The following is a 23,906-nucleotide window of genomic DNA, read 5'->3' as shown; positions in this document are numbered from 1 at the left end:
ATGAGAAGGAGATAGGTTTGGTGTAGGCGCTGGTCCTTAGCCCAGTTCCTCGATCTCATGCGTACGAAGTCGTCCCATAAGATGCTCGACGGCTGTTCGGGGCGCTTTATTTGCGAACAAAACCTCGTAAAGCTGAAACGTAATCGGCATCTCGACATCATGCTGCTTCGCCAAATCATAGGCGGCTCGCGTAGTACGCACCCCTTCTACGACCATGCCCATTCGGCTGAGCACCTCCTCTAGAGGAGTCCCGTCTGCCAGCATATAACCGGCGCGCCAATTGCGGCTGTGCTTGCTTGTGCACGTAACAACAAGGTCGCCAACACCGGCTAGACCGGCGAAGGTGAGCGGATTCGCCCCCATAGCCGTGCCAAGCCTGCTGATCTCAGCCAGACCGCGAGTCAATAATGCAGCTTTAGCATTATCGCCAAAATGAAGCCCGTCCGTCAATCCTGCTCCTAACGCAATGATGTTTTTGATCGCGCCGGCAACCTCCACACCCACCACATCCGGGTTCGTATAAACGCGGAAATGCGTATTCATAAGCGCATCCTGAGCTTGTTCAGCCGCTTGCAGGTTTGCTGATGCGACAACTACTGTAGTAGGCTGCTTAAGAATGACTTCTTCCGCATGGCTTGGTCCAGACAGCACGACAAGCTGCTCCAGCGGGCGGCCGAGCTCTTCAGAAAGTACAGTCGTCATTCTCTTCAGCGTGCCTGTTTCAAAGCCTTTCGTCGCATGAACGACGAGCGTCTCAGAAGACAAGTGCAGCGCTGCTTGCTTGGCCACCTCACGCATTGCGCCGGAAGGCGCAACGAATAAGGCGAGCTCCGCATCCTGCAGCGCCGATTTCATATCCGTTGTTGCATGAATGAGTTCCGGCAGCTGAACGCCAGGCAAAAATTTTCTGTTTTCACGATCCCGGTTAATTCCTTCCGCCTGCTCCTCGCTGCGTGTCCAAAGGTTAACGTGATAGCCATTATTCGCTAGAACGGAAGCAAGCGCAGTACCCCAGCTTCCCGCCACCAGCACTGCTGCCATTTTCGTCGTTGATGGAATAGGCTTTGTCATGCGACGATCACTATCCTTTCTTTGCACCTAGCTTGTTTTCCGTTCCTTGAAGCAGCTTTACGATGTTCGTCCGATGGCGTACGAAAGCAAAAATACAGATCAGAAGACTTGCACAAAGTAAAGGCACGGAAAAATAAAAGACAGAAATAAATAATGGCGTTAAAGCCGCAAACAATAACGAGCCGAGCGAAACGTATCTGGTTAATGCAATCGTCAGGATCGCAACGGCACCGGCGCAAAGCGCTGGAACAAACGCAAGCGTCGCAATAACGCCAACAGTCGTCGCAATACCCTTGCCGCCCTTGAAGCGAAACCAAATCGGCCAGTTATGTCCGACGATGGCGGCAAGACCGCATAGTACGGGAATCCAATCATTTTCGCCTAGGCCGTGACCGATCCAGACAGCTGCGACACCTTTAGCGATATCAAGTAAAAATACGAGTATGCCCGGCCCTTTGCCGAGCACCCGTAACGTATTCGTAGCTCCAGCGTTACCGCTGCCGTGCTGACGAATATCGATTCCTTTGACCCATTTCGCTATTACGATACTGAATGAAACTGAACCTAATAAATAGCTTAAAGCAACCGCGATTACTCCATATAACAAGCTACTTCTCCCCTAATCTTCTTCGGACTTGCGACGCGAAAATATTCGGATTGGCGTCCCTTCAAAATTAAATGCTGCACGAATTTTATTTTCTAAATAGCGCTCATACGAGAAATGCATGATTTCCGGATCATTGACAAATACAACGATCGTCGGCGGCTTGGTAGCTACCTGCGTTACATAGTTAATGCGCAGACGCTTGCCTTTATCGGACGGTGGAGGATTGATAGCCACAGCATCCGAAATGACGTCATTAAGCAGATGCGTCTGAATACGCATCGCATGCTGCTCAGATACATGTTTGACGACAGGGAGCAGCTTATGTAAACGCTGTTTAGTCAGGGCAGATAGATAAACGATTGGTGCATACGACATAAACAAGAAATGGTCGCGGATGTTTTGCGAGAAACTTTGCATCGTTTTCTCGTCCTTCTCAACGACATCCCATTTGTTTACTACAAATATCGATGCCTTGCCAGCTTCATGAGCATAACCGGCAATATGCTTGTCCTGTTCGATGATACCCTCTTCCCCATTAATCAGGACCAGGACGACATCCGCGCGCTCGATTGCTTTCATCGCCCGCATGACGCTGTACTTCTCCGTAGATTCGTACACTTTGCCCCGTTTACGCATCCCGGCCGTATCGATCAACACATAACGTTGACCGTCGCGTTCGAAAGGCGTATCGATCGCATCGCGCGTCGTACCTGCCACATTGCTTACAATAACGCGATCTTCGCCTAGCAGCGCATTAACGAGAGATGATTTTCCGACATTCGGACGTCCGATTAACGCAACGCGAATGATATCTTCATCGTACTCGTCATCCGTTTGTTCAGGCAGAAGCTCGACAGCCGCATCAAGCAAATCTCCAATGCCAAGCCCGTGCGAACCGGATATGGCGATCGGTTGGCCAAAACCCAATCCGTAAAACTCGTAGACTTCGTCCATCCGGCCTTCATTATCAACTTTATTAACTGCAAGTACGACAGGCTTGCCAGAACGGAACAGCATTTGAGCAACTTCATCATCCGCATGCGTCAAACCGGTTTTCGCATCGGCCATAAAGATAATGACATCCGCCTCTTCAATTGCAAGTTCAGCCTGCATACGAACAGATTTCATAATTTCATCTTCACCATCGATTTCAATACCGCCAGTATCAATGATGCTGAACGGTTTTCCATTCCACTCTCCGGTTCCATAAAGTCTGTCACGCGTGATACCCGGTTTATCCTCAACAATTGCTAGACGGTCGCCGATGACCCGATTAAAAATGGTGGATTTACCCACATTCGGACGACCGACAATAGCTATAACGGGTCTTGCCATAGTTTGTTTTCCACTCCTTCAAAAATACTCACGATAACCATCATAGCAAAAAAGTACGTTCTTGGCTAACTTTTCATATTACCTTGTGATTGACCAGTATAAAAGTACCATTCTTCAAATCATGTGCGCTCGCATCCAAAATCTTCTCAAGCAGAAACGAGGTTTCCTCCAGTTTATCCTCATTTTCCACGATAAATGTAGGGGCCCCTCCACCTACCGATTCGGCGTACATAGACACAACAGCGACGATATTAGCCATGCTCGCCTGCCTCCTTCTTGTTCACGGCCGCCTCCGTCGGCATCCTGACGGCGGATTCCAGTATAGGAACGCGCAAAATGACTTCCTTCCCTTTATCCGAATTAAGCTCCTGCGGCAATATAAACACGGCTAATCGCCCGTCTTTCATATCCAGCTTGGCCATCGGTATGAGAGCGGGCTCGCCATCGTCGCGATAAACGCCAAGAATCGTAGCCATATCATAGAGGATCGCTTGACGCTGACCGAGATTGCTTAACGTAACCTTCCCATTCGAATTGTAGGGGGTCAAAATATAACCCATCCCCCGTTCCGCAATAATTTCCTGATTTGATTTTAAGCCGACATTCATAATATAGATGTCTTCAACGAACAAATCGGGTCCATCAACCTTCACCTTGGCTGCCTGCACCGCAGCAATATGAGAAACGGCTTTTCCTGATTTAAGCTTCTCGACGATCAAAAGCGACAATGCCCCTGCTAGAATGCCTATCCATATATTAACTAAAATACTAAACAAACTTGTTAGCAAAGCTGTCATAATAACCAAGTAATTTCGTCCCTCGAACACCATCGCAATCCCTTCGATATAAGTCGATCCTCGCCCAACCAGCTCCATACTGTCGATTTTCGTCAAAGTGTCCCGTTCCATCTTCCGGACATCTCTAAATTGCTGTGCAGCCAGCGTTAGAAAGGTGATAGCCGTATAGTCTTTATTGAATAATGCAGGTACGGCCACAGCCCCAAGCGCCGCTGCAATGACACCTAACGAAATATGGATAATGCGGCCGTGCGGGTATGTCGGATACTGTCGATAGTCCGTCCTGAGCATGAGCAACCTCGAAATAATGCCGAAGACAATGCCCAATAGTACGCCTGCCAAAAATTTATTTTGGACGAGAAAATGCTGCATTATGAAGACCGTCCCCCCTTGATCTGCCATAGCATCCCGCTAAGCTTTGATACGCCAAGCCGAATCGATTTTAGCAATAAACTGAACAATCTAGCCGCTGCCATGGCAATCCAAAAACTATCCCACCAGGATAAAGAACCGATATAGGCCGTATAAATACCGGCCTGCAGCACTGCATTCAGGATCTCCCCAAGCACCGCTCCCCAAACGATCATACCAAACTGATGCTTGACCCGGGACGTAAAAGCGCCGCAAAACATTCCGCAGAGTAACGGGGCGTCCCATCTCGGATCAACCCAATGAAATATGGGATCATAGCTGTACATTTTCCGGATAAAGCCCCAAATGACGGCAATCATTACCGCACACAAAAGCAAATACCCTTTATAGCTCCAATCCTCGGAATCTATATAGGTCATGAAGCCGGCCAGTATAAACAAACAAGAGCTCACATGAAGCTGGGCCTGAATTTGCTGAGGAAATGGCGACCACCATAGTGAAACGTTAAGCAGTAAGGCTGTTATGATTCCAAGAAAAGCCATCGTACGACGGCTGATATCTGGAGCCAAATACGGCTTCCATCCCGTCGCGATCAGAATGAATAATATAATTAGAATCCAAATCGACACATATCCAGGATTCACGTTATCACCTCTTGTACCCCCTATTATGCACCAAAAAAAAGGAGCTATTCCTGCGATGGCTCGCAGAAACAGCTCCTTATACAGGAAAATTATTTTATTTAAGGTTTTTAAGCTTATCGCCGAAACGCTCTGCTAGCGAGTAGCTCATGCTCTCGTTGCTCAAGCTTACGTTCGGGTTATCGATTTTCTCAATTTTTTGAGCGCGTGGCGCTCTTTCAGGTCTAGCGCTGGGAGCAGCTTGCTCTGGCGCTTCTTCTGTTTCTTTGATGCTTAGGCTAACGCGTTTATCAGCAGGGTTGAAGTCAAGTACTTTCGCTTGTACCTCTTGCCCTTCTTGAAGAACCTCGTTAGGTGTCGCAATGTGGCGGTGAGCGATTTGGGAAATGTGAACGAGTCCTTCCACACCTGGAGCGATTTCAACGAAAGCGCCGAAAGGTACGATACGGCGGACAGTTCCTGTTACGATATCGCCAATTGCAAATTGAGCACCTGCAGTATCCCAAGGACCTGGTTGAGCGGCTTTCAAGCTAAGGCTGATTTTGCCAGCTGCCGGATCAACTTTAAGTACTTTAACACGGACCGCTTGACCTTCAGCAACGACATCCTTTGGATGAGCAACATGCTGCCAGGAAAGCTCGGATACGTGAACGAGACCGTCGATGCCGCCGATATCAACGAAGGCGCCGAATGGCGTAAGGCGTTGAACAGTTCCTTCAAGCTCTTGACCAACTTCAAGCGAAGCGATTACTTGCTTTTTGCTTTGCTCGAACTCAGCGTCAAGCACTTCTTTTTGGGAAAGGATTACTTTGTTGTTCTCACGATCGATTTCTTTAACCTTTACGCGAAGCGTACGGCCTTTGTAATCGGAGAAATCTTCAACAAAGTGACGCTCAACCATAGATGCCGGAATAAATCCGCGCACGCCTACGTCAGCCACGAGTCCGCCCTTCACAACGTCAGCAACGGCAACTTCGAATACTTCGCCGCTCTCAAAGCGTTGCTCAAGCACTTCCCATGCTTTCTCGCCGTCAACCAGACGTTTCGAAAGAACAAGCTTTTCTTTCTCGTCGTCAATGCTTACGACTTTAAGCTCAACCTCTTGACCGATTTGAACCGCGTCCGTAGCGTTCTCAATCTGCACCGCAGAAAGCTCGCGAATCGGAATGACACCGTCATATTTATATCCAAGGCTTACATAAGCTTGGTTATCTTCGATTTTGACGATCGTACCTTTAACGGAATCGCCTTTTTTCAAAGACACGAAATTATCCAAAGCGTCTTGGCTAACTTCTTCCGCCACGGATTCTTGCACATTAGTTTCTTCTGACATTGAAATAACCTCCTCAGTTCATACCCCAACTTTATTTAAATCCGCAAGCGCCTAGAGCGAAAGCAGCATTTAAAACATGAATTAACGATTGTTTGTAGCTAGCTCGCGAATGCGAGCCATAATGGCATCTGTTACTTGTTCAAGCATATTAGGCGATGATTCCTCAATAATTGCGGTAAGATCAACAGGCTTGCCATAATAAACAATCATTTTGCTAAACGGTCTATACTTGCCGACAATCGCAACGGGAACTACCGCAGCACCGCTGCGCACAGCAATCATGGCTGCGCCCTTCTTAGCTGCTCCGGATTGATTGTTTCGCGAGCCCTCCGGGAATATGCCGAGCACATTGCCTTCCTTCAGCAAAGTGATCGCAGATTTGATCGCGTCCTTGCTCACGCCGCCGCGCTTGACAGGAAAAGCACCGAAGGAACGAATGAGAGGCCCGAAGACCGGAATCTTGAACAATTCCTCTTTCGCCATAAAATACACCATTCGCTTCACCTTAACGCCAACCGTTGGCGGGTCAAAGTTGCTTATGTGATTCGAAGCGAGGACGACTGGACCAGTGGCTGGAATGTTTTCCGTGCCTCTTGCTTCCAATCGGAACAACAGCGTGTAAATGACACGCAGCAGAAACCGAAAAATAAGATATGACATAGTTTACTTCGCCTCCGCCATTTTGGTTCGGCTTAATTTCACAATTGCGTAAATTACTTCGTCAATTGTCATGGCGGTGCTGTCGAGTACAACTGCGTCAGAAGCGCATATTAGTGGTGAAATGTCGCGTTGCTCGTCCAATCGGTCACGCTCTGCAATCTCAGCTTCCAATTGAGCAAGCGAAACGGTTTGGCTGTCCGTTACTTCACGGTAACGGCGAAGCGCCCGTTCTTTAACGGATGCAGTCAGAAAAATTTTCAATTCCGCATTAGGCAGCACGTGCGAACCAATATCCCGGCCATCCATCACAACGCCCTTGCGCTCTGCAAGCTTGCGCTGCATGATTCCAAGTACTTCGCGTACCGTTTCATTCGCCGCAAAATGGGACACCTGAAGCGTCACCTCGCGCGTGCGAATCAATGCGGTTACATTTTCACCATTCACGAATACAGACTGACCTTGTTCACCCGGCTCAAGCTCAAGCTCTAAGGATCTTACTAGTTCAGCTAGTTTGGCAGTCTGATCCGCCGTCACACCTGCCCGCTGGGCGATCAGTGTTACAGCGCGGTACATGGAGCCGGTATCGATATACACATATCCTATCTGCTCGGCGACTTTTCGCGCAACCGTGCTCTTGCCCGCGCCTGCCGGCCCGTCAATTGCAATGTTTATGCAGTTGCTGTCACCTACGTGATGCACCACTTAAGGTCAACCCCCTTTTAGTAGAGACGGCTGGCCGAATGCATGTAATAATGCGACGCAAACCTCTCAAGAAAAAAGCAGGCTTTGCCTGCGAACGTGAAAATTATACCACACTATAAACGCAGATGCAAAAGTCGAGCGTCAGTTCAAGCGGGTTCCCTCCCACTGATCCACGCCCGTTAGCCAATGCCGAACAGCATTATTTTGCAAAGCTGCCTGTGAACAAACTAATAAAATAACAAGCGTAATAATGATTTTCCGCAAAACGCTGCTAACATCTTCCGTTAGTTTAAGCATCTGCTTGCGGCTTCTTTTTTTGAAAATAGGCCTTAACGACACATGGATTCTCCCCTTCCTCTTTCCGGGTAGTTTTCCATGTTTCACAAATGTTTATTCATCGATTGCGATATTCCAGCTGCTTCTCAAAGCAAAAACGAATGACCTTCTGCCGTTCTGAGTCGTTGATGCTGACATATTTGATCATAACCTGCTTCTTTTCAGACTTAAGCTCGACTACCCGCACGACTTCCCCGCGGAAAAAAGCATGTTCAATCAATCCGTTCTTAAAAGGAACGAGCAGCCAGCACTCAAGTACCTGCTCTGGCATCAGCGGCCATTTCCTATCGCAAATTAACGAGATTCCTCCGCCACCAACATCATCGGTCGTACATACGAACCTTACTTGATTTGACATTTTGACAGCGATCTCAAGCTCCGCCTGCACGCGAAGAAAGCTGCGGCGCTGCACCTTTGTAATGCGGTCCGGTTCAGGTTTCTGGATTTTGATCAGTTTAACGCCGTCTTCCTTGAACCCGAGCACATGCGAATCAAAATAATTTTTTATTCCGTCTTCGGATATAAAAAAAACAGAAAGCTCGTCACCTAGAAACAGTCTTTTATATCGTCCGGATTTCTCGCTGATCGGAACCTCAATTAGCAAGGCGTCCTTTTGCTCATCGGCTATACGGGACTTGTATTCAAACGTTGCTTCCTCTTCGTCTGAAAAAGCGATCTGATAGTGAAGCATCTGGTTCAATTTAGGCAACAAATTGGCTCCCCCCATTTACATGCCATTATAACACGTCGATTTGAGGGGAGCCATATCGTTATTTGTCAGAAGCTGCCTTGGAATCGTAGGGAGACATTTCCTCGATCGATTCTTCTAAGCCTGTTTCTGAATTGACATAGATGCGGTAGAGAGAGCCGTTAATTTTTCCCGTGTATTCGTAACAAAGCACTTCCTCGCCCAAATCGTTGTCGATTAGCGCCAATTGCTCGGATTGTACTTTCATCTCTGGATTTAACGCTTTGCGTGCCCCGGCTTTCGAAAGGATTGGACTAGGCAGCTTGCGCTTATGATGCTCGTAGACGTAATCATTTGCTTGCAGGCCTACCGTTTCGCCATTATCGAGCGCGACCTTAACCGTCAGCTTATCCGGGTAAATGAGAACACCGCTTTGCAAGCTGACATAAGTGAAGGCGCCTGTATTATTAAACATATCGTAGCTTACGGCCTTCATTCCCGAAAATCCGTGTTTATCCAAGAAGGTATCCGCAGAAGCTTTAGCTTTGTCCAGGTCAACCTTTCTCTCTCCGATATCACGCGGATTTATAAACCAAATGAGCTGTCCGCCCTTTTGCGTGAAGTCCATTTGCAGCTTTTTGTTTTTCCCCTCGTTTACCGTTGCCGAATAGGAAGCATATTCTGTTCCCTTTGCATTTTCAACAACGCGGATTTCCGCATTCGGTGCATGTGAAAACTTAGCGGCATGCTTCTTGATATCCTCCGCGGTAACCATTTTCCCGCCAAGCATCTGAATCGTGCGCTTCTGATACATGCTGCTTACAGAAGGTCCCCAGTTGATCTCAGGATATTCGCTGACCTTCTTGTCAACCGTCTTGAAGCCGTCAATGATTTTATTATCATTGTTCGACTTCTCGGAGGCAAGAGCGATCTCTACGTCCATCCAGCGTAAATGGTTAGCCAGCACTTCACGCTGCATACCGACCAGATCATTTGAAATTTGCTCCGAATTAGCGTAGAGCGTCTTCATCGTCTTAAATTCATCCGGCGTAAGCGGCTGCTTTGATAAATCCCGAACAGCTGTTTTGTATGCAAAATTTGCGATACGCGACAAGAAGTCTTCCGCTTCGTTGAATGGGAGCAGCGTTAACGGGAGCTGGTTAATCTCATTTTGCGCTTGGCTCGTTAAACGCCAAACGTTCACAAGCCCCTTGCGGTGATAACTTTGTGAGGTCGAATTGACCGCAAGCGTATTGCCCAGCTGTTGATGCAACTGCTCGACATGATAAGTTAAATCATGAAAAGCCCGTTGATACTGATTTTCAGCCTTTATCAATATCGAGTTTTTTTCTTGATGCTCTTGATAGCCCCAGTAAACTGCGCCGATAAAAAGCAGGGACATAATCGGAAATAGAATTGAACTGAGTCGACGGTACATAATACAAAAGCTCCTTTCTTGTGCAAAACCTGGTTTTAGTTTGGTTTGCCCAAGGGAGCTTTATGCATCCATCTATTTAATTGTAATAGCAGCAAACAATTTGTTTAAAATACGCTATGCTCTTCTATTTCGAGATCATTCGCGTTATTGCAAATGCATTGCTTAAAGCCGGTATCAATCCAGCCTTTCTCTCTTCGCCCGCGCAGCACGAATTTCTCTCCGCACACGTTGCACCGGATCGTTACTTTTATTCTCGCAGCCTCCATAAGCCCCTCCTCAGCCATCTTTCAAATGCCGTCATTTCAGGCATTCCTATATAAGGTAAGTATGGACGGTTCAGCTACAGTTTAATCTCGTCCTCGCGGACAAGAAACCGGAAGGGAGAACGTGAATTGGCATGATTCATCTTGCGCAGGCCCCATATCCAGAGCCCGATCATGAACGGCACGATAAACCACATCCAGTTGGTGCGGACTGTAATCATGATCCAATCGTAGGTGCCGTGCAAAAAGACGGGAAGCAATAAGGAGATGATTAAAAAATAAACGCTTTTGTTCTTAGGAGCAAACTTCGCTTTGCCTAAGTAGTAGCCCATCATTATGCCGAATAAGGCATGGCCGGATACCGGAAGCAGCGCGCGAACGAGAAGCGTGCCGAAGGTGGCCGGCGAGAAAATGGCATACAACACATTCTCAAGCGTGGCAAAGCCAAGCGAAATCGATGCCGCATACAAGATTCCATCGTAAGGCTCGTCAAATTCCATATGGTTGTATATGACGTGATACAGCACGAACCATTTGACGAATTCCTCAACGCCTGCGGATTCGCCAAAGGCAAACAAAACCGAATGTTCGCCCAGCCAAAGCTGCAGACCGCGTTGAATGACCATAATAGGTACAACGACAAGCAAGCCGAGCACAAATAATCTAACGACCATGTGTATCGGTTCTGCATCGTAGCGATCACGTAAATATAAATAAGTAAGCAGCGAAACGCCTGGCGCAACGGCCGCAGTTAAAACAGAAAACAACAGCATTTCGTCCCTACTTTCTTACACCCAGCCACGATAGCGAACGGCCTCGGCCATTTTGCGGACACCAGCCATATAAGCTGCAAGCCGCATATCGACCTTTCGGGTGCGGTGTATTTCGTACACGTGGTTAAAGCCGCGAATCATCATAAGCTTCAGCTTATCATCCACCTCTTGTTCATCCCAGTAGTACCCCTGATTATTTTGTACCCACTCAAAGTAGGATACGATGACGCCGCCAGCACTTGCGAGCACATCGGGTATGATCAGCACGCCTCTGTCGGTCAAAATACGAGTCGCTTCCAGCGTTGTCGGTCCGTTTGCGGCTTCTACGACGATGGATGCACGTATTTGAGAGGCATTTTGATCCGTTATTTGATTCTCGATTGCTGCTGGCACAAGAACGTCGCAATCGAGCTCAAGCAGCTGTGAATTCGTAATCGTCTGAGTAAACAGGTTCGTCACATTGCCGAAGGAATCCCGGCGATCCAGCAAGTATTCGATATCGAGCCCTTCTTCATTATACAACGCCCCGTTCACATCGGAAATACCTATCACCCTGGCACCGGCCTCATGCATGAATTTGGCAAGGTAGCTTCCCGCGTTTCCAAAGCCCTGGATGACGATTCGAGCATTTTTCAGCTCGGTCCCCTTGAGGCGCAGCGCCTCATGAATCATAATAACGACACCGCGAGCCGTAGCCGTCTCCCTTCCTTTAGAGCCACCAAGAACAAGCGGCTTACCGGTAATAAATCCCGGGGAATCGAATTCACGTATCCGGCTGTACTCATCCATCATCCAAGCCATAATTTGCGAATTTGTCATAACATCAGGTGCAGGGATGTCTTTGCTCGGGCCGACGATCTGACTAACCGCGCGAACATAACCCCGGCTTAACCGCTCCAGCTCTCTAAATGACATTTTGCGCGGGTCGCATATGACGCCTCCCTTTCCTCCGCCGTAGGGCAAGTCTGCGATCCCGCATTTCAAGCTCATCCAAATGGATAACGCCTTAACCTCGTTTTCCGAGACGGCCGGATGGAACCGCACGCCGCCCTTCGTAGGACCTACCGCATCATTATGCTGCGAGCGGTACCCCGTAAATACTTTTGTCTTCCCGTCATCCATCCGCACTGGAATACGTACGGTCAGCAGCCTCATCGGCTCCTTCAATAAGTCAATCATATCCTGATCATAGCCAAGTCTTCGCAGCGCTTGCTCAATTACGATTTGAGTAGAAAGCAAAACATCATTTGCTTCTTTATCACTCATTCTATACACCGCCTTTGTCTACATCATAATATGAACGCCTTTCCGCTACTGTATTCCATTCGATATTGTAGTTTACATACAAGAAGAGCATCATGCAGACAAGAATCAGCCTGCAGATGCTCTATGCATGTACGTTTGCTTAAAATTTAAAATGATGACATATTTCCCGTACCGCTGATTCGGGCATGATTACTTTACCATACTCTTCCAACATTGCGTAAGTAACTGACGTTGCTTCACCATACTCTGCAAGCAATGCGATAACAGCGTTATGCCTCGAAGCCTCAATCAAAGCAGGTTCCAACGCTAATATATACTTGCCGTTATAGGAGTACAACCGTCCGTCTTCCGTGAGAGTGGAGCTTTGCAACTGCTTGCACACCGAAATGACATCCTCGAATTCGCGGAAGGAGTACATCACGACATCGCTCTGCTCCAACGTAACTTCCATCTCGTATATTTCGTCTTCCGTGTCGTCATCTTCGGTTGCCCGATCGCCTGCATGACTGTTCATTTTGCCACGGGTGACAATAACTACCATACCTTGAGCGGGGAGGGCAAACACTTCGACCGCTAATGGGCCGTTGGCATCGAATCCAAGTTCACTATATGCTTGATCCATCATTTCACTGAATAGTTCGTGTACTTTTGGAATTTCGCGCCACATGTCGTCCTTCTGGATCCCCCGTTCCAGCAGGTCGTCGAACGTCAGGAAAATCCGTATCTTGTCCTGGCTCAGTCGTTCGATTTTCATGACAGGATCCTCCTCTGCAGCATCTGTTGTAATAGCTTATGAATTTTTTAGAAAGATGTGATCAATTTGACCAAATCATGCTATGTAACTACTTTATCATGTCTTTTCGCCGAATGCACTAATATTGAACGAAAAAAAGAATCGTTTGAGCACTTCGCATCTCTGCTTAGCGACCCTACGATTCCCATTACCAGTTGCTTTTATTTAATGGATCTGCGCTGACGATTCCGCCTTGATTTTGTCCGCCTCCCGCTTCACGGCAGGATCACTATTCACGATAGCTTCAATTTGCCCCCAAGCGGCTTCTGATTTTACGGCGGTATCGTCTGAATGCTTTGGGGCAAGATTAACCGCCTCTTCCTTAAACGATTTGCTCATTATTTTCGAAACGGATTTGCGGGTAACGGACGAACAAACATCCGATATTGCGTTAGCCGCCCAAGACACTGCCCCAGGCTGCCTGCGTGAGACATACATGGTGGCAGCCGCACCAATCAGTCCTCCAACTAAAAAACCACTTAATTTCATGTTTCACGGACACCTCTTTCCTAGTTCATCTTTCGTATTCATAAATTAGTTTGACCGCCAGGCAGTGCCCTCATTCTATATAAAATTAGGAAATCATTCTAGCTCTCCAATTGGATAAATATGATACAATGAGGTCGTTTTAGCATGATTTAAAATTAGCGATGGAGGGTCAGCAAAATGAAACGAATCATTCCACTATTCGCCGTCCTTCTTTTAGGGGCACAGCTTTCGGCCTGTTCCGCTGAGCGGCAAATTGAGAATCAGCCTGTTTCAACAGAAGCCGCAGAGGCAGCAGTAACGCAGGAGCCTGCCGCTACCCCGGCTTCAGGGTCGGAGGAAGATGCTGCCAGTCCGTCGGAACAGCCTTCGCCAGCTGCATCACCAGGCAGTGGGGATGACGCAAAGGCGGCTCCGCTATACCGGATGAATCAAGCCTACCGCTTTGTGCCCATCGAAGAAAGCACGCCTAGCAAAGTTGTACTATTAACTTTCGATGATGGACCGAAGGATGAAACGATTCTTACCAGCATGCTCGATACGCTTGATAAGCATGGCGCCAAGGCGATCTTCTTTGTCAACGGCTATCGGGTAAAGCAAAATCCCGAGCTGTTAAAGCTGATAAACGAACGCGGCCAGACGATCGGCAATCATTCATGGGACCATATTAATTTAAAAAATGAACCGAAGGATGTCATTGAAAAGCAAATCGCAGATGTCCAAACCGATATCGAGGCTTTGATCGGTAAAAAACCTATATTTTTCCGGCCCCCATTCGGTTCGGGCGGGGACGTGGTAAAGGAAATCGTAAAAAACCACGGCATGCTGTACATGACGTGGTCAGATGGTTCCCTAGACTGGGATAAGTCAACTAGAGATAAGCCCGAAGAAGTCATTCGTAACGTTCTGGAGCAGCTTCATCCCGGTGCCAACATTCTTATGCATGAGCTGCCATGGACAGCAGAAGCCCTCGAAAAATTGCTAACGTCGCTTGAGCAAAAAGGCTACGGATACATTGATCCTGCTGCCATCGACATTAATCGCTGAATTTCAAGCCGTACCAGAATAACCCGCCAACTAAGCAAACGAACAGCAGGAACAAAAGATTATAATACCATTTTGTTACTTTAGAAATGCTGGAAGGATGTATTTTTCGCCTAGGCGGCAGAGTCGCTCCTCCAATGGAATCCGTTCCGGTGCCGGACGGTTCTGCCATCCTTTCCTGTTGTCTTGCCGCTCTCGAATTTCCAAACTTGTCTTTCCTGCTCATGACTCCCTCCTGAAGCGTATAATTAATCCCATAATTAAATCAATAAGAAAATGAGCGATAATCGGCGCTACAATGGTGCCTGACTGAATGTAGATCCAACCTAAGGCATAGCTGATCGAGAATACGAGGCCCGTCGGAATCCAGTGCTTTAAATAACGGACATGTATCGTTGCAAAAATAATGCTTGTCCAGTATGGGCCAACCGCATGCTGCAGAGCCCCGCGAAAGAGAAGCTCCTCGCATACCGCGACCACGAATGAAATAACAGCAATATGCCAAACCTTCCGCGTTCGAAATATACGATCATTTATCCCGCCGTCATCATTCGCTTCCTCAGGTACAAAACGCGAAATCAGCAGATCGACGACGATTACAGCGGCAGCTAAGCCAACTCCCCAATAAATGAACGCAAAATCCTTCGGAGGCGTAAATAATCGGATCAAATTTTGATGCTGAAATAAAATCCATATTAAACCGATAATAAAAGTAAACGCTTGAGTTACGTATAAATTGATAAGCAGCATGCGGTCGTCAAGCTCGTCAACGGACACCTTGCGCACGCGAATATTTCGAATATCAAATTTCTTCATTGCTTCCCGCCTGTCTGGAACGTTCGTATTTTCTTTTTAGACCATTTCACCTATACTGATAGAACAAATCGACGGCATAATTTTTATTACATAGAAGGAGATAGAGATAGAGATGGAAAAACGATTAACGACAACCGCAATGTTATTTAGTGTTGGATTTGTGTTTATGCTCGTTTGCACGGTGGGCGCTTTTTTCTACGGCATCCAAATCGGCACTGAAAAGACTGAAGCAAAATACGCGACCGGTGACGAAGGTTCTAAGCGGACAGACGCCTCTGCAAGTCCCTACCAGCAGCAAGATCTGGTCTCTTTCTATCATACTGTATTTTTGCCTTATCGTGAATTTCAAAACGAATGGTTCGAAGCTATGAACAAATTATCGCAAGGAAAAACAATTGAAGCAACCTCTATGTTTAAGGATCTTGCCAATCTGGCCGAGTCCAAGGCAACGGAAGCAAGCTCGATCGACATGCAAAAGTCGCCATTGCTCGGACAATCCCAGGTCAGCTATATTCGCAGTCTCAAACTATTCGAAGAAGCAGCAGACAAAGCGGCTGCGAGCGTTAAGACACTCCCTTATCATGAATTGCTGAAGACGGTTGTACAGGAAAAAACCTATCTTTCCGCATCTCAATTCGCGCTTTCCGCTCAACAAGCTTATTACTCTGCTATGCTGAAATGGGCAGCCACAGTCGATCTTGATATCCCGCAGAACTATAAGGCACCCGCCCTGCTGGAGCTGAGCAAATGGACGGATTTAGAGCTTACGATTAAAAACAAGCTGATGGCCGATCAGCTCTTGACCCGCAAAAAACTTACGGCCTACTATCCGCAGGATTTGACAAGCCGCGTAGACGAGTTTGTCGATTCGGGACAAGCGACCAAAATGAAGCTCCACACCGTATCGGCGGTTGTTGATCTCCTTATCAATACGGAGGCGGTGCGCACAGGCGATTTTACGGAAAGCAAATCACGTCTTTACCAGCAGGCTCTCCTGCCTCAGCTTCCGTTCTTCTACCCTGAAACGAATTAATCGGCTGCCCTGCAGCTGCTTTCAGTCATATTGAAATCCTTTTAACGAGGCTACAGCAGCCATTCCGCCGGTAACGTTGTGGAGGTTGCTGTAGCCTTGTTCTTCTAAGTAATGGCAAACCGCAACACTGCGCACGCCATGGGCGCATATGATATAAATCGGCTTAGTATCGTCCAATTCGTTATGACGGGCCGGTATCGTATTCATTGGGATTAAGACAGAAGCTTCTATATGATAAAAGTCCCATTCGAACTCTTCCCTAACATCTATAATTTGGGTCCGGTCAGCATTTCCGTTTTCAAGCAATTCAAGCAAAAATTGCGGTGTCACATCTTGCCACTTTGTCACGCATTAAGACCTCCAATGTCGTATTTTGATGCTTATGATGCTTGAATCATAACGAAATTTTCACATTTCGGCAAGTTTGAGGATTGCTTTTGTCCATCTCCTTGCATTAAAATAGAAAAGTCTGAGATCGATGATCAAACTCTCGTCCCGCTGCTGCACAACGGTGCCGGGTTGAGGGTTTTTCTGTTCATATTCAGCGAAGCTTCAAGCTTCGCCCTAATTTAGGAGGCATACTTCACATGTTTAAAGTGTTAGTTTCCGATCCAATCAGCGATTTAGGCATTCAGCAGCTTGTTGATGCGTCAGATGTCGCAGTCGACAAAAAACCTGGATTAAGCGAAGACGAATTGGTTGCCATTATTGGCGAATACGATGCGTTGCTCGTACGCAGCCAAACGCGCGTAACTCCAAAGATTATGGAAGCTGGTAAGCAGCTTAAAGTAGTTGGCCGTGCAGGCGTTGGTGTAGATAACATCGACCTAAATGCAGCTACTCAGCGCGGTGTCATCGTAATCAATGCACCTGACGGCAATACGATTACGACTTGTGAGCATACCTTTGCGATGATGATGGCCGTTGCCCGCCATATCCCGCAAGCGTATATGAAAACCGTTAACGGCACATGGGACCGCAAATCGTTCCTCGGCGTAGAGCTTCGCGGCAAAACGCTTGGCGTACTCGGCATGGGCCGTATCGGAAGCGAAGTTGCTAAGCGCGCAAAAGCTTTCGGAATGGAAATTATGGGCTATGACCCGTTCATGACAGAAGAAAGAGCAGAAAAAATTGGCGTAAAGCTAGCAAGCGTAGACGATATTGTCCGTAACGCAGATTTCATGACCGTACATACGCCGCTGACTCCTGAAACTCGGCATATGATCGGCAAAAAGCAATTTGAAGTAATGAAGCCCGGCATGCGTATCATAAACTGCGCACGCGGCGGTATCATCGATGAGATCGCTTTGGTAGACGCTATCGATGCAGGAATAGTAGCTGGCGCAGCATTTGACGTATTTGAAGTGGAGCCTCCTGCTGAGGATCATCCTTTCTTGAAGCATCCGAAAATTATCGTTACGCCGCATCTTGGCGCATCTACTGTAGAAGCACAGGAAAACGTAGCGATTGACGTATCGGAGCAAGTGCTTCATATCCTTCGCAACGAGCCGTTCATCAATGCAGTTAACATGCCTCCGATTCCGGCAAATCTGCGAAGCATTCTTCAGCCGTACTTTGTTCTTGGCGAGAAGCTTGGCAGCTTTATTGCGCAATCGACTGAAGGCGCCGTTACTGAAATCGTTGTTGGCTTCGCGGGCGAGCTTGCAGAGGTTGATACGCAGCCGCTTACGCGCCATATCGTTCGCGGTGTTCTCGCTCATCACCTTGGCTCCGAGAATGTCAATGTCGTCAACTCGATGCACCTTGCGAAAGAACGCGACGTTAATATCGTTATTCAAAAATCGCATGCTTCGAAGGACTTCACGAATCTCGTTACCGTATCACTTCGCACGAAGAAGGAAGAGCGCGTTGTATCAGGTACATTATTGACTGGCTACGGTCCTCGCATCGTACAAATCGATAAGTTCCCAGTTGACGTAACACCGGAAGGCAATCTCATTCTTATCTCGCATAACGATAAGCCTGGTATTATCGGACGCGTAGGAACGCTGCTCGGCAATAACGATGTTAACATCGCTACGATGCAAGTAGGTCGCCAGCTTGTTGGCGGTTCCGCGATCATGGTGCTTCGAGTTGATAAAGATACGCCTAAAGATGTGCTTGTGCAGCTTACGAACATGCCTGAGCTTAACACAGCAAAAGAAATAACACTCTTTTAATGAATAGCTAACCTATTAAAGAGAGCCTGCCGGCTTGAACCGGCAAGCTCTTTTTTTTGTTTCACGAACAACAAGAATTATCTTCTGCTTTCTACAAAAAAAGCGTTCCCGAAGGAGCGCTTTGACAACTACTGATGAGCTTCGACAGGAAGCAGTAACGTAAATGAAGTGCCTATTCCTTCACTGCTTTCGACGACGATTCGTCCATGGTGAAGATCGATTAGGTTTTTGACGATTGCGAGCCCTAGTCCCGTACCGCTTGATGATCCGCGTTTACGCGCCTTATCCGCCTTGTAGAAGCGTTCGAATATATATGGCACATCTTCAGAAGGGATGCCTTGTCCCTCGTCTCTGACACTAAGCTGAACATACTGGCTGCCGTTTACGTTTTCCTGCTTGCCTGCAATGGTAATGGACTTTCCTGACGGCGTATGACGCAAAGCATTATCCAGCAAATTAGTCAGCACCTGTTCAAGCCGGTCCTCATCCGCTTCCTTGACAAGCAAAGGCTCATGCGGCAGATCAGCCAGCAATTTAACCTCACGCTCCTTCGCATAGACCTGGAACTTCCGGTGCACGCGCTTCAAAACATGCTTCAGATCGATCTCTTGGAAGTTCATATCGACATGGCCGGCTTCCATACGGGCAATATCGAGAAAATCGTTCACAAGCCTGCCCATTCGCAGCGATTCATCATAGATGACTTGAACCAGTTCCTTACGATCCTCTTCAGAGACGACAATATCATCAAGCAGCGCTTCACTGTAGCCTTGCAGCATAGACAGCGGCGTTCTAATCTCATGCGAAATGTTCGCCACAAAATCTCTTCTTAGCTTCTCGAGCTTATGCTCTTCCGTCACGTTACGGATGACGGCAACAGCTCCGCGAACAACGCCTTTAGACTGCAGCGGAGCCATAACAACAGACCAAACGCTGCTAAGCACATGAATCTTGTCAGTTGCATCTCGTCCCTCTTCCATAACGCTTTGAAACAGCTCGCGAAGCGGAATCGGAACTTCGGAGTACGAGGAAGTACTGTCAAATATATCCTCCTGCCAAGCCAATTCCATACCCGACCATTGGCTAATGAGCAAGTGACCGCTCGGATTCGTAAGGATCACTCTTCCATCAGCGTCAAATGTAATAACAGAATCGCCCATACTCCTCAAAATGCTGGCCAGATGATTTTTCTCATGATTGAGGTCGTGTATAAGCTTATCCAGCTGTTCCGTCATATGATTGAACGTATTCGCGAGCTCACCGATCTCATCACTGGACCGGATGTTAACTCTGGTCGAATAATTCCCCTGAGAGATCGAAACGGCAGCATCCTTAAGCTGAAGCAGCGGCTGCTGAATTTTTTTGGATAAGAAAAAAGCAAAGAAGGTCGATAATAAAAAACCAACAATCGCGGTAAGAACGAACAGTACTTTCACCTGATGCGAGCTATCATGTGAATTATCTTCAAACCAGATATCGACATACTGGAGTAGAAAAACACCTACAATTAGTAATACAACCGCAACAAGCAGCATAATCGTCGCCCAAAGCTTACCGACTACACTGCGCCAAAGCTTACCGGCCAAGCGCTGCCATAAATTCATTTACTTAGGCACCTCAAGCTTGTAGCCGACACCCCATACGGTCGTAATCATTGAGGCGGCATCGGGCGACACTTTGTTCAGCTTCTCCCGCAAACGTTTTACATGTGTGTCGACTGTTCTCAAATCTCCGAAAAACTCGTAATTCCAAACATCCTTGAGCAGTTCCTCACGCGAGAACACCTTATCAGGCGATACAGCCAAATAATGAAGCAGCTCATATTCCTTAGGCGTTAAGCTTACCTCCTGTCCGCCGGCAGTCACGCGATGCGCGTCATGCTCGATAACAAGATGAGGAAATACGATGTTGTTGCTTGAATTGATTTCTTTTGTAAGAAACGCCGTAGCCGAAGAACGTCTCAAAATAGCTTTTACACGGTAGATCACTTCGCGCGGGCTAAAAGGCTTAACGACATAATCATCTGCTCCGACCTCAAAGCCCTGAACGCGGTTCATCTCTTCGCCTTTTGCGGTTAGCATAATGACAGGAGTAGCCTTCACTTGGCGCAGACGCGAGCACACCTCTACGCCATCGATTCCCGGCAGCATCACATCAAGCAGAATGAGCGCGTAATCGGTATTCGATGCCAGTCTAAGCGCCGTTTCACCGTCTTCCGCCTCGTCGATTGTATAGCCTTCCTTCTCTAAATACATTTTGAGCAGACGGCGAATGCGTTCTTCATCATCTACGACCAAAATACGGCTTGAATAATCAGACATAAGACAAGACTCCTCTCCATCTAGATCCTAAACACCAGAATATGAATGTAACCCTGCTATGACGAGGTTAACCCCGACAAGCGTGAACAATACGACGACAAACCCGATTACGGCAAGCCAGGCGGATGGACGTCCCTGCCAGCCGCGTGATAAACGGAAATGCAAATATGCGCTATAATACAACCATGTAATCAGTGCCCACACTTCCTTCGGATCCCAGCCCCAGAAGCGGCCCCATGCAATATTAGCCCAAATCATCGCGAATATTAATGCTCCAAGCGTAAAGATCGGAAAACCAATGGCAATTGATCTGTAGCTGATTTCATCCAAATCATCCGGATCAACGCCCTCCATGACTGGATGAATGACAGCGCCGAGCGGCTTACGAAATGCAAGTCGCAGCAATCCGTAAAGTAACGAGCCTGCAATGATGGACCACAACACCGTATTGAGCTTGCGGCCGGAATTAGCGCCGTTCATCCAGTAAGGCGCTTCGAATATTGGTTGCTTCATTCCCAGAAACGGCTCGTATTTGACAATATCGCTGTTAAATGGCTTAACGATTGGCGGCAGTGAATAATCGACTGTCTCCGAGGTCGTCGTCTCCGCACCTTTGGAGTCGATGACCGATTTTTCTTGAACGAATTGCGCTTCATAGCCCATACCGCGGAAAGCGAATACGGCTACGATAAAACCAACGATAAGAATGATCGAGTATAATGAGAACTCCACCCAAAACTGAGATCTCTTCGCTTCCTTCGTTTTACCTTTAAAATCGACTACACGCAGCAAGTACATTAAACCTGCTGCAAATCCGACTGCAAAAAACGCTTCGCCTAGAGCAGCCGTCGTAACATGTACTTTCAGCCAATAGTTGTTAAGGGCCGGAATTAGCGGCTGCACCTCTTGCGGAAATACAGAAGCGTACGCGACGATAATAACGGTTAACGGCAAGGAGAACATGCCGAGCAAAGGCTTTCTGTAAATACTGTAAACAATTGTAAAAGCGATCATGATCGCCATTCCGAGAAACGTCATAAACTCATACATATTGCTTGTCGGAATTTGGCCGCTTCCTGCCCATCTTGTGAAGAAGAAGGTCAAATGCGACGCTAAACCGAGGCTGGACGTTATAAAGGCTATCCGTCCCCAGCGCTTCTCATGCTGCTGCGGATCGCGGTTGCTCCATTTCTTGCCCGCAATCGCAATCACATAAAACATAAAAGCAAAACAATAAAGAAAAAATGCGACGATAAATGCGTCGCTGCTAAAATCAACTAAACTCACGCGTTGTTCCCTCCGTTATCAAGCAACTTCGGATCTACGGTTATCCCTATTTTTTGAAGCGCTCCCGCTACTTCTGAGCGCATACCGTACCAGTTTTTGTTCGTATGTGCGCCTAATGAGAGCTCTCCGTCATCGATGCGCAGCCATATTCGGCGATGCTGCCAATAGGATCCCATTAACAGACCAATCATTGAGAAAACGGCTCCAATCCAGACATAAGGCAGCGCCTTATCCATACGTACATTTAAGTAAGTGGACGCTTCGGAAAAGTCTACATTTTCCATCCCGTCAACCCGAATTTCAATTTTATCCGCTACCCCATGGTTAATGGCATCCTGCGAAAATTTCACCTTATCCTTCTGCATCGGGAAATACATGTACGGCTCGCCTTCCGGATCCAATCCTGGCCCTTTTACTGTAAAAATAAACGCCGGAGCGATCGGATCACGCGATAAGGTAGTTGGTTCCCCGTTGTCGCCAATCGCGAATTCCATGTAATTGGCATATAAATCAAGTGTATACGGCCCAAGCTTATGCTGGAGAGCAGAGTCCTTCATCGGTAGATCGAACGGGCCGTATTTTTCCCCTGTCTCTTTATTCACGAGAATAGGATGAACGGCATTCAAACGTGGTGTCGTATCAAAGTCGAATTGGTACAGCTTAAGCCCTTTGTATTTAAGCGGTTCGTTTACGATGATATTATGCCGCTTCACTTCCTTAAGCACCGGCTTCTGCGTTTGATCATTGCAGCTGCTAACGCATTCATATAATACCGCTTTCGTTTCGAATAGCTTCGCGCGGGCTGTGCCCTTGAGCTGGGCTGGCAATTCCTCATCTTTGTAATACTCGACCGTAAACTTTTCATTTTTAACAAAATAATTCGTATCCGTAATTTGCACCGTTTCGCCGTCCGGAATTGTAATGTAGCTATCCATCTGCCAGTCCGGTATGCTCCTTGCAAGTATGGCTAGCAGAAACAGAATAAGACCGATATGATTGATATAAGGACCCCAGCGGCTAAACCGGTTTTTCTCCGCAAGCAGGGCGGAGCCATCCCGGTGAATACGGTAGCCCTTGCGTTTCAGCTGTGCCCCAAACGTCTCCGTCCACTGCTCAGCGTCGCCTTCAACCGTATGCTTGTACACTATTTTTTGCCTGTGAATGAACTGCAGGTGCTTACGTATTTGCTGCTTGCTGAGCGCCCGATAAAGCGGCAGCACCCGGTCAAGGCTGCAAATGACTAAAGATGTACCGATCATGACAAGCAATCCGATGAACCACCAGGTTTCGTAAGTATGCGACAAGCCGAATAAGTAATACAGTTTTCCGGGCAAGCCGTATGTTTCCTCATAATAAACCGATGGATCAAAATTGTTCACAAAAGTGTTTTCCTGCGGATAAATTGTGCCAAGCATCGCTGTCAAAAAAGTAAAGACGATCAAATAAATCGCGATTTTGACTGAAGAAAAAAAATTCCATATCTTATCAATGAGGTTTGGATTGCTCTTTTGCGATCGGCGGGCCACCCCGTCATACCGCATCTCTAACGGCAAATCCGATAGATCATTGTTCTCGAGCGGCTTGCCGCAGCTCTCGCACAATACGGTTCCGACCGAATTTTGATGGCCGCACTCGCATTTTGTGTTTTCAACCACTAACAAAGT

The 23,906-nt window shown here is 47.4% G+C and carries 27 protein-coding genes; 3 read left to right on the top strand and 24 right to left on the bottom strand.

All coding sequences use genetic code 11. From position 1 onward, the window contains the following. Positions 1–36: 36 nt before the first annotated feature. The 17 genes from ASG81_RS01225 to ASG81_RS01150 all read right to left on the bottom strand — a co-directional run bounded on the left by ASG81_RS01225 (position 37) and on the right by ASG81_RS01150 (position 13,564). Positions 37–1,071 (bottom strand): NAD(P)H-dependent glycerol-3-phosphate dehydrogenase, encoded by a 1,035-nt coding sequence (locus ASG81_RS01225; protein WP_155971057.1) that lies wholly within the window; start codon positions 1,069–1,071, stop codon positions 37–39. Positions 1,072–1,081: 10 nt separating this feature from the next. Next, on the bottom strand, positions 1,082–1,678 hold the full coding sequence (plsY, locus tag ASG81_RS01220) for a glycerol-3-phosphate 1-O-acyltransferase PlsY (protein WP_056627915.1): 597 nt from the start codon (positions 1,676–1,678) through the stop codon (positions 1,082–1,084). 12 nt (positions 1,679–1,690) lie between these two features. Continuing rightward, positions 1,691–3,013, bottom strand: coding sequence for a ribosome biogenesis GTPase Der (gene der / locus ASG81_RS01215; RefSeq protein WP_056627912.1), 1,323 nt, complete (start codon positions 3,011–3,013; stop codon positions 1,691–1,693). A 73-nt stretch (positions 3,014–3,086) separates the two neighbouring features. After that, positions 3,087–3,272 (bottom strand): capping complex subunit for YIEGIA, encoded by a 186-nt coding sequence (locus ASG81_RS01210; RefSeq protein WP_056627907.1) that lies wholly within the window; start codon positions 3,270–3,272, stop codon positions 3,087–3,089. After that, a complete protein-coding gene (locus tag ASG81_RS01205) occupies positions 3,265–4,182 on the bottom strand; it encodes a YIEGIA family protein (RefSeq protein ID WP_056627903.1) in 918 nt (305 codons plus the stop codon). Before ASG81_RS01205 ends, ASG81_RS01210 begins: the two co-directional genes overlap by 8 nt. Next, entirely contained in the window at positions 4,182–4,826 is a 645-nt protein-coding gene (locus tag ASG81_RS01200) for a YphA family membrane protein (RefSeq protein ID WP_056627900.1), read from the bottom strand. Before ASG81_RS01200 ends, ASG81_RS01205 begins: the two co-directional genes overlap by 1 nt. A 94-nt stretch (positions 4,827–4,920) precedes the next feature. Then, positions 4,921–6,156 (bottom strand): 30S ribosomal protein S1, encoded by a 1,236-nt coding sequence (gene rpsA / locus ASG81_RS01195; RefSeq protein WP_056627896.1) that lies wholly within the window; start codon positions 6,154–6,156, stop codon positions 4,921–4,923. 81 nt (positions 6,157–6,237) lie between these two features. Continuing rightward, complete coding sequence (locus ASG81_RS01190; RefSeq protein ID WP_056627893.1) at positions 6,238–6,816, bottom strand: lysophospholipid acyltransferase family protein; 579 nt, start codon at positions 6,814–6,816, stop codon at positions 6,238–6,240. Between the two features lie 3 nt (positions 6,817–6,819). Beyond that, positions 6,820–7,518 (bottom strand): (d)CMP kinase, encoded by a 699-nt coding sequence (gene cmk / locus ASG81_RS01185; protein ID WP_081417050.1) that lies wholly within the window; start codon positions 7,516–7,518, stop codon positions 6,820–6,822. A gap of 141 nt (positions 7,519–7,659) precedes the next feature. After that, positions 7,660–7,857 carry a hypothetical protein gene (locus tag ASG81_RS01180; RefSeq protein ID WP_056627890.1) on the bottom strand — a complete coding sequence of 66 codons (198 nt, stop codon included), beginning with the start codon at positions 7,855–7,857 and terminating at the stop codon, positions 7,660–7,662. A gap of 55 nt (positions 7,858–7,912) precedes the next feature. After that, positions 7,913–8,566, bottom strand: coding sequence for a flagellar brake protein (locus ASG81_RS01175; RefSeq protein ID WP_056627888.1), 654 nt, complete (start codon positions 8,564–8,566; stop codon positions 7,913–7,915). A 58-nt stretch (positions 8,567–8,624) separates the two neighbouring features. After that, complete coding sequence (ypeB, locus tag ASG81_RS01170) at positions 8,625–9,980, bottom strand: germination protein YpeB (RefSeq protein ID WP_056627886.1); 1,356 nt, start codon at positions 9,978–9,980, stop codon at positions 8,625–8,627. A 104-nt stretch (positions 9,981–10,084) separates the two neighbouring features. Further along, positions 10,085–10,246 carry a hypothetical protein gene (locus ASG81_RS31780; protein ID WP_200961397.1) on the bottom strand — a complete coding sequence of 54 codons (162 nt, stop codon included), beginning with the start codon at positions 10,244–10,246 and terminating at the stop codon, positions 10,085–10,087. A gap of 74 nt (positions 10,247–10,320) precedes the next feature. Further along, on the bottom strand, positions 10,321–11,016 hold the full coding sequence (gene prsW / locus ASG81_RS01165) for a glutamic-type intramembrane protease PrsW (RefSeq protein ID WP_056627881.1): 696 nt from the start codon (positions 11,014–11,016) through the stop codon (positions 10,321–10,323). Between the two features lie 15 nt (positions 11,017–11,031). Then, on the bottom strand, positions 11,032–12,282 hold the full coding sequence (locus ASG81_RS01160) for a Glu/Leu/Phe/Val family dehydrogenase (protein WP_056627871.1): 1,251 nt from the start codon (positions 12,280–12,282) through the stop codon (positions 11,032–11,034). Between the two features lie 139 nt (positions 12,283–12,421). Continuing rightward, positions 12,422–13,036, bottom strand: coding sequence for a genetic competence negative regulator (locus ASG81_RS01155; protein WP_056627868.1), 615 nt, complete (start codon positions 13,034–13,036; stop codon positions 12,422–12,424). A gap of 204 nt (positions 13,037–13,240) precedes the next feature. Further along, positions 13,241–13,564, bottom strand: a complete 324-nt coding sequence (locus tag ASG81_RS01150) for a hypothetical protein (RefSeq protein ID WP_056627865.1) — start codon at positions 13,562–13,564, stop codon at positions 13,241–13,243. Positions 13,565–13,741: 177 nt separating this feature from the next. Between ASG81_RS01150 and ASG81_RS01145 the strand changes: the two genes are divergently transcribed. Next, the gene (locus ASG81_RS01145; RefSeq protein ID WP_056627863.1) at positions 13,742–14,608 is read left to right on the top strand and encodes a polysaccharide deacetylase family protein; all 867 of its coding nucleotides are present in this window, start codon (positions 13,742–13,744) and stop codon (positions 14,606–14,608) included. Here ASG81_RS01145 and ASG81_RS01140 read toward each other — a convergent pair. After that, positions 14,598–14,831 (bottom strand): hypothetical protein, encoded by a 234-nt coding sequence (locus ASG81_RS01140; protein ID WP_056627860.1) that lies wholly within the window; start codon positions 14,829–14,831, stop codon positions 14,598–14,600. The two genes, ASG81_RS01145 and ASG81_RS01140, sit on opposite strands and share 11 nt — an antisense overlap. Then, complete coding sequence (locus ASG81_RS01135) at positions 14,828–15,421, bottom strand: CPBP family intramembrane glutamic endopeptidase (RefSeq protein ID WP_056627854.1); 594 nt, start codon at positions 15,419–15,421, stop codon at positions 14,828–14,830. Before ASG81_RS01135 ends, ASG81_RS01140 begins: the two co-directional genes overlap by 4 nt. Positions 15,422–15,533: 112 nt before the next feature. On the opposite strand from ASG81_RS01135, the gene ASG81_RS01130 reads away from it, so the two are divergent. Then, complete coding sequence (locus ASG81_RS01130) at positions 15,534–16,454, top strand: hypothetical protein (protein WP_056627851.1); 921 nt, start codon at positions 15,534–15,536, stop codon at positions 16,452–16,454. A 21-nt stretch (positions 16,455–16,475) separates the two neighbouring features. Here ASG81_RS01130 and ASG81_RS01125 read toward each other — a convergent pair whose 3' ends face one another. Further along, positions 16,476–16,802, bottom strand: a complete 327-nt coding sequence (locus ASG81_RS01125) for a rhodanese-like domain-containing protein (RefSeq protein WP_056627848.1) — start codon at positions 16,800–16,802, stop codon at positions 16,476–16,478. A gap of 239 nt (positions 16,803–17,041) precedes the next feature. On the opposite strand from ASG81_RS01125, the gene serA reads away from it, so the two are divergent. After that, positions 17,042–18,634: a phosphoglycerate dehydrogenase gene (gene serA / locus ASG81_RS01120; protein ID WP_056627845.1), complete on the top strand. Its 1,593-nt coding sequence runs from the start codon at positions 17,042–17,044 to the stop codon at positions 18,632–18,634. A gap of 128 nt (positions 18,635–18,762) precedes the next feature. Here the strand turns inward: serA and ASG81_RS01115 are convergent, their stop codons facing one another. From ASG81_RS01115 to resB, 4 genes are read right to left on the bottom strand one after another with little or no spacing between them, the layout of a single operon-like run. Continuing rightward, the gene (locus tag ASG81_RS01115) at positions 18,763–20,238 is read right to left on the bottom strand and encodes a HAMP domain-containing sensor histidine kinase (protein WP_056627842.1); all 1,476 of its coding nucleotides are present in this window, start codon (positions 20,236–20,238) and stop codon (positions 18,763–18,765) included. Further along, the gene (locus tag ASG81_RS01110; RefSeq protein ID WP_053376699.1) at positions 20,239–20,955 is read right to left on the bottom strand and encodes a response regulator transcription factor; all 717 of its coding nucleotides are present in this window, start codon (positions 20,953–20,955) and stop codon (positions 20,239–20,241) included. A 27-nt stretch (positions 20,956–20,982) separates the two neighbouring features. Beyond that, positions 20,983–22,242 (bottom strand): cytochrome c biogenesis protein CcsA, encoded by a 1,260-nt coding sequence (gene ccsA, locus ASG81_RS01105; protein ID WP_056627837.1) that lies wholly within the window; start codon positions 22,240–22,242, stop codon positions 20,983–20,985. After that, positions 22,239–23,897 carry a cytochrome c biogenesis protein ResB gene (gene resB, locus ASG81_RS01100; RefSeq protein WP_056628321.1) on the bottom strand — a complete coding sequence of 553 codons (1,659 nt, stop codon included), beginning with the start codon at positions 23,895–23,897 and terminating at the stop codon, positions 22,239–22,241. Before resB ends, ccsA begins: the two co-directional genes overlap by 4 nt. Positions 23,898–23,906 lie beyond the last annotated feature (9 nt).

Origin of the sequence: Paenibacillus sp. Soil522, assembly GCF_001428245.1 — a bacterium.
In the GTDB taxonomy this organism is placed as follows: Bacteria; Bacillota; Bacilli; order Paenibacillales; family Paenibacillaceae; genus Pristimantibacillus.
Note: the sequence above shows the minus strand (reverse complement) of the source record. Positions and strands in the feature narration are given on the sequence as shown.

What these genes read in the sequence shown, in the direction of transcription:
- ASG81_RS01225 (WP_155971057.1), bottom strand. Translation starts at nt 1,071, where the DNA reads ATGACAAAGCCTATTCCATCAACGACGAAAATGGCAGCAGTGCTGGTG.
- der (WP_056627912.1), bottom strand. Translation starts at nt 3,013, where the DNA reads ATGGCAAGACCCGTTATAGCTATTGTCGGTCGTCCGAATGTGGGTAAA.
- ASG81_RS01210 (WP_056627907.1), bottom strand. Translation starts at nt 3,272, where the DNA reads ATGGCTAATATCGTCGCTGTTGTGTCTATGTACGCCGAATCGGTAGGT.
- ASG81_RS01205 (WP_056627903.1), bottom strand. Translation starts at nt 4,182, where the DNA reads ATGCAGCATTTTCTCGTCCAAAATAAATTTTTGGCAGGCGTACTATTG.
- rpsA (WP_056627896.1), bottom strand. Translation starts at nt 6,156, where the DNA reads ATGTCAGAAGAAACTAATGTGCAAGAATCCGTGGCGGAAGAAGTTAGC.
- ASG81_RS01190 (WP_056627893.1), bottom strand. Translation starts at nt 6,816, where the DNA reads ATGTCATATCTTATTTTTCGGTTTCTGCTGCGTGTCATTTACACGCTG.
- ypeB (WP_056627886.1), bottom strand. Translation starts at nt 9,980, where the DNA reads ATGTACCGTCGACTCAGTTCAATTCTATTTCCGATTATGTCCCTGCTT.
- ASG81_RS31780 (WP_200961397.1), bottom strand. Translation starts at nt 10,246, where the DNA reads ATGGAGGCTGCGAGAATAAAAGTAACGATCCGGTGCAACGTGTGCGGA.
- prsW (WP_056627881.1), bottom strand. Translation starts at nt 11,016, where the DNA reads ATGCTGTTGTTTTCTGTTTTAACTGCGGCCGTTGCGCCAGGCGTTTCG.
- ASG81_RS01160 (WP_056627871.1), bottom strand. Translation starts at nt 12,282, where the DNA reads ATGAGTGATAAAGAAGCAAATGATGTTTTGCTTTCTACTCAAATCGTA.
- ASG81_RS01155 (WP_056627868.1), bottom strand. Translation starts at nt 13,036, where the DNA reads ATGAAAATCGAACGACTGAGCCAGGACAAGATACGGATTTTCCTGACG.
- ASG81_RS01150 (WP_056627865.1), bottom strand. Translation starts at nt 13,564, where the DNA reads ATGAAATTAAGTGGTTTTTTAGTTGGAGGACTGATTGGTGCGGCTGCC.
- ASG81_RS01145 (WP_056627863.1), top strand. Translation starts at nt 13,742, where the DNA reads ATGAAACGAATCATTCCACTATTCGCCGTCCTTCTTTTAGGGGCACAG.
- ASG81_RS01140 (WP_056627860.1), bottom strand. Translation starts at nt 14,831, where the DNA reads ATGAGCAGGAAAGACAAGTTTGGAAATTCGAGAGCGGCAAGACAACAG.
- ASG81_RS01135 (WP_056627854.1), bottom strand. Translation starts at nt 15,421, where the DNA reads ATGAAGAAATTTGATATTCGAAATATTCGCGTGCGCAAGGTGTCCGTT.
- ASG81_RS01130 (WP_056627851.1), top strand. Translation starts at nt 15,534, where the DNA reads ATGGAAAAACGATTAACGACAACCGCAATGTTATTTAGTGTTGGATTT.
- serA (WP_056627845.1), top strand. Translation starts at nt 17,042, where the DNA reads ATGTTTAAAGTGTTAGTTTCCGATCCAATCAGCGATTTAGGCATTCAG.
- ASG81_RS01115 (WP_056627842.1), bottom strand. Translation starts at nt 20,238, where the DNA reads ATGAATTTATGGCAGCGCTTGGCCGGTAAGCTTTGGCGCAGTGTAGTC.
- ASG81_RS01110 (WP_053376699.1), bottom strand. Translation starts at nt 20,955, where the DNA reads ATGTCTGATTATTCAAGCCGTATTTTGGTCGTAGATGATGAAGAACGC.